We start from the raw sequence: 4416 nt of genomic DNA on the forward strand, positions 1-4416 counted from the left end.
CCGCTGCCTTCATGATGACGTCCCTTGATGTCGTGGCATGGCGGTGACGGAGAGGACGTACGGAGCCCGGCGCTCGGAAGTGCCGACGGGGTCCGTGGCTCCGCAGCCCCTGCGGGCCGTTCACCTGGATCAGATGGAACGGTCATGTGCCACCGGCCCGCCAGGCGAACCTTCGGCGCTCCGGCGGCATGGCGTCCGGGTCCCCGCCGGCCCCCCAGGCGAAACAACCACGCACCGGCCGGTCAGCGATATCTCCGGACCCGGACGACCACCGAACACTAGTCACCGGGGTCGTCCTGCAGCGCGCTGCGGCGCTCCTGTTCGCGCTTGGAGTAGGCGGCTGCCCGGATCGCCTCGTCGCTCTCCAGGCCCGATCCCAGCGCGCCGCCCACCGTGGCGACCGAAGCGACGAACCAGGACAACACCCAGTACTCCGTGGCGTTCAGCGGGGTGCGGGTCGTGGAAGCGAACACCCGGGCGTTGAGGATGAACAGCGCCCACACCAGGTTGATGACCACCAGACCCGCGTAGCAGACGATCACCCCGATACCCACGGTCACCACCGTCGAGGCGTTGTAGAGAGCCGCCCTCTTCCTCGCCTCCGGCGAAACCTCCTCCGTCCGGTGCCACAGGTTCGCGTCCACGATCAGCCAGCCGACCATGAGAGCGACAGACCCGACCATGGCGATCACCAGGCGTGGCGTGCTCAGGGAGGTGGCCAGGTTCCAGATGGTGGAGTTCACGGTGGCGACGGCCCCCGTGGCGAGTGCGGCCGCCAGGGCTTTCGACAAGCCCGGCACCAGGCGCCACGGCCGGTTGGCGCGGACCATACCCAGGAGCACCCTCAGGTAACCGCGCGGCCCCTTGACCACGTACCGCAGATCGGCGATGTCCTCCTCACCGACCTGGCCCGGATGGATAGGCGCGAGACGAGCGACGAAAGGCCCCCGCAGCGGCTGGCCTCCCGCAGGCCCCTCAGGCCCGGTGGCCTGCGGGCCGACCAGGCTGAGCACGGCTTCTTCCACGGCCTGCCGGGCCCTTGTCTGCAGCCGCAAGCCCCCCAGCGTGGGAAGAGACAGCAGCGCCAAGCCGTGTTCGTGACTCAGATCCACCACCAGCTTGCGCCCATGGGAGTGCAGCGGAAGGTCGGTGAGGGCCACCACGATGTCCCAGTCCCCCTCACTCCCGCGGTCCATGATCCGGTGCATCAAGGTGGGCGGGTCCTCGGCCCCTGCGGTGAAGGGCTCACTGACCACCTCGACGTCGAACCGCCGTCCCCCGCCTGACCTGCCGGCGAGCCGATCAGGAAGCATCCGGGCCATGCGCTGCGCGATCTCCGTCGGCGCATCCGGATCCGCCAGAAGAGCCACGACCGTAACGTCCTGAGACGGCACCCGCATGACTCCTTCCCGTCGGCTGCCCCCGCGATCGCACGTGGCCACAGGATGCCCCCCAGGCAACGCCGACGCCGTGTGACACGCTGACCCCTGCCGGCAGGCGCAGACGGTACGCTCAGATCTCCTCGTGCTCCCCGTGCAGGACCTGCTCCACCACCGGGCCACACGGTTGCGTGCGCCACCGCGAACACCAGCTCCGCGCCACCCGGTCGGCACCGCACGCTGTGCCACCGGACACCCCGCTTCGGTGTCCTGCCCGGGAGTTACGGCTCGAACAGCTCCCACGGCGCGCCCTGACCAGCGATCCGATGATGTGCCCGATTCGGTTTCCGACGGTCAGTTGCGGTCATTGCTGGTGATGGATCTCGAACTGGACTGACCCTGTTGGGAGTTGGGTCGAGGTGTTGTCGCCGGTGCCGCGGGCGCTACGAGCAGATCATCGCCGCCGCCCGGGAACTGGTCGGGCAGATGCAGCGCATCCAGTTCACCATCGGAGACCACGCTCTGAGCGGGATGGCCCGAGTCAACCGGCCCGGGCCGCACCTGACGTCGCCCGCGGCGAAGACTCCGGGGTCTCCGGTGCGGTGGGGGACGTACTGGCTGCCCTTGACCGTCCTCGGTCATGGTCGCCATGGGTGCGTGCTCGCGACCTGGGGCTGAGCCGCCGGGGCGAGTGCGCCACCAGGAGGCGAACCACCGCGTTCGCCGGCAGGGGGGCGGGCGAAGGCCCCGACTGTCTCATATGGGGATTTCTCCGAGCGCTCGGGTGAGCGGGGCCCGGTGACGGCGCCTGTCGCGCGGTTCGCGGCGCGATCGGGTAATCAGGAATGGTGGACAAGGACGCGACCGACCCCTTCGTGCATGTCCGGGGCGCCGGTGAGAACAACCTGCGGAACATCGACGTCGACGTTCCGCGGGACGCGATGGTCGCCTTCACCGGCGTCTCCGGTTCGGGCAAGTCCTCGCTCGCGTTCGGCACGCTCTACGCGGAGGCCCAGCGGCGCTACTTCGAGTCCGTGGCGCCGTACGCCCGAAGGCTGTTGCAACAGGTGGGCGCACCGCACGTGCAGGAGATCACCGGACTGCCACCGGCCGTGGCCCTGCAGCAGCGACGCGGCTCGCCCAGCTCGCGCTCGACGGTCGGCACCCTCACCACGCTGTCCAATCTGCTGCGCATGCTGTACTCGCGCGCCGGCACCTATCCGCCCCGGGCCGCGCGGCTGGAAGCCGAGTCGTTCTCCCCCAATACCGCGGCCGGCGCCTGCCCGCAGTGCCACGGACTGGGCGTCGTGCACGACGTCGCCGAGGACCTGCTCGTCCCGGACCCCTCGCTGAGCATCCGCGAAGGGGCGATCGCCGCCTGGCCGGGCGCCTGGCAGGGCGCCAACCTGCGCAGTGTCGTGAGCGGCCTGGGGATCGACATCGACCGACCGTGGCGCAGGCTCAGGAAGAAGGACCGGGACTGGCTGCTGTACACGGACGAGCAGCCCTCCGTGTACATCCAGCCGGAGGAGGACCGCGTCGACTACGGCTACCAGGGCAGGTTCTGGAGCGCCCGCAAGCACGTCATGCACGTCCTCGCCGACTCCAAGAGCGAGAAGATGCGCGAGCGGGCGCTCCGGTTCGTCAGGAGTGTGCCCTGCCCCGCCTGCCACGGCAGCGGACTGCGGCCCGAGGCACTCGCCGTGACCTTCGCCGGACGATCCATCGCCGAGATCAACGCGATGCCGCTCACAGAGGTCGTGGCGCTGCTGCGGCCCGTCGCGGGGCGGTCCGAGGCCGACGCCACCACGTCGACCGCCCGATCCGGGGAGACGACCGAGGTCGCGGTCCGGATCTGCGGCGATCTGGTCGCGCGGGTCGACGTACTGCTCGACCTGGGCCTCGGATATCTCAGCCTCGGGCGCCGCTCGACGACCCTGTCGCCCGGCGAGGCGCAGCGCCTGCGGATCGCCACCCAGCTGCGCTCGGGGCTGTTCGGCGTCGTCTACGTCCTCGACGAACCCTCCGCGGGCCTGCACCCGGCCGACGCGGAACCGCTCCTTGACGTGCTGGACCGCCTCAAGGCGGCGGGCAACTCGCTGTTCGTCGTGGAGCACGACATGGACGTCGTACGACGGGCGGACTGGGTGGTCGACATCGGCCCCGGGGCGGGCGAGGGCGGCGGACGCGTGCTGTACAGCGGCCCGGTCGCCGGCCTTGAGCGGGTCGGGGAGTCGGCCACGGGCCAGTACCTGTTCGGGCGCGCCAAGCCGCTCGACCACCGCCCGCGCACACCTCATGGCTGGCTGCACCTGAGCGGCGTCTCCCGCCACAATCTGCACGACGTGTCCGTCGACGTACCGCTGTGCGTGCTGACGGCGGTGACGGGCGTGTCCGGTTCCGGAAAGTCGACGCTGGTGACGCAGGTGCTCGCCGAAGTCGTCCGCGGCCACCTCGGACTCGTACCCGAGGAACCCGACGAGGCGCAACTGGAGGTCGACGTCCAGGACGCGTCGGGGGTCGAGTCGTTCGACCGGCTGGTCCGGGTCGACCAGAAGCCCATCGGCCGGACTCCCCGGTCCAACCTGGCCACGTACACCGGGATGTTCGACGCGGTGCGCAAGCTGTACGCGGCGACGGACGAAGCCAGGGCGCGCGGCTACTCGGCCGGGCGGTTCTCCTTCAACGTGCCCGAAGGGCGGTGCGAGACCTGCCAGGGCGAAGGATTCGTCGCGGTGGAACTGCTGTTCCTGCCCGGCACCTACGCGCCGTGCCCGACCTGCGAAGGCGCCCGGTACAACGCCGAAACGCTGGAAGTCACCTACCGCGGCAAGAACATCGCGGAAGTTCTGGCACTGTCCGTCGACGCCGCCGCCGAGTTCCTGTCCGCCGTCCCGGCCGCCTCCCGCAGTCTGCAGACGTTGCGCGAGGTGGGACTGGGGTACCTGCGGCTGGGCCAGCCCGCGACGGAACTCAGCGGCGGTGAGGCGCAACGCATCAAACTGGCCACCGAACTGCAGCGAGCCCGCCGCGGGCA

Annotated in this window: 2 protein-coding genes; one reads left to right on the top strand and one right to left on the bottom strand. The window is 70.3% G+C overall.

Annotated elements, in window-relative coordinates; translation table 11 throughout:
- Nucleotides 1-278: 278 nt before the first annotated feature.
- Entirely contained in the window at nt 279-1400 is a 1122-nt protein-coding gene (locus ACWC24_RS41760) for a hypothetical protein (protein WP_450668152.1), read from the bottom strand.
- An 824-nt stretch (nt 1401-2224) separates the two neighbouring features.
- Here ACWC24_RS41760 and ACWC24_RS41765 point away from each other — a divergent pair.
- On the top strand, nt 2225-4416 hold a 2192-nt coding region (locus ACWC24_RS41765; protein WP_450668153.1), incomplete at its 3' end, for an ABC transporter.

It is taken from the genome of Streptomyces sp. NPDC001443 (assembly GCF_053597355.1).

Excerpts from the sequence above, each read along its gene's own strand:
- ACWC24_RS41760 (WP_450668152.1), bottom strand. The coding sequence starts at position 1,400 with ATGCGGGTGCCGTCTCAGGACGTTACGGTCGTGGCTCTTCTGGCGGAT.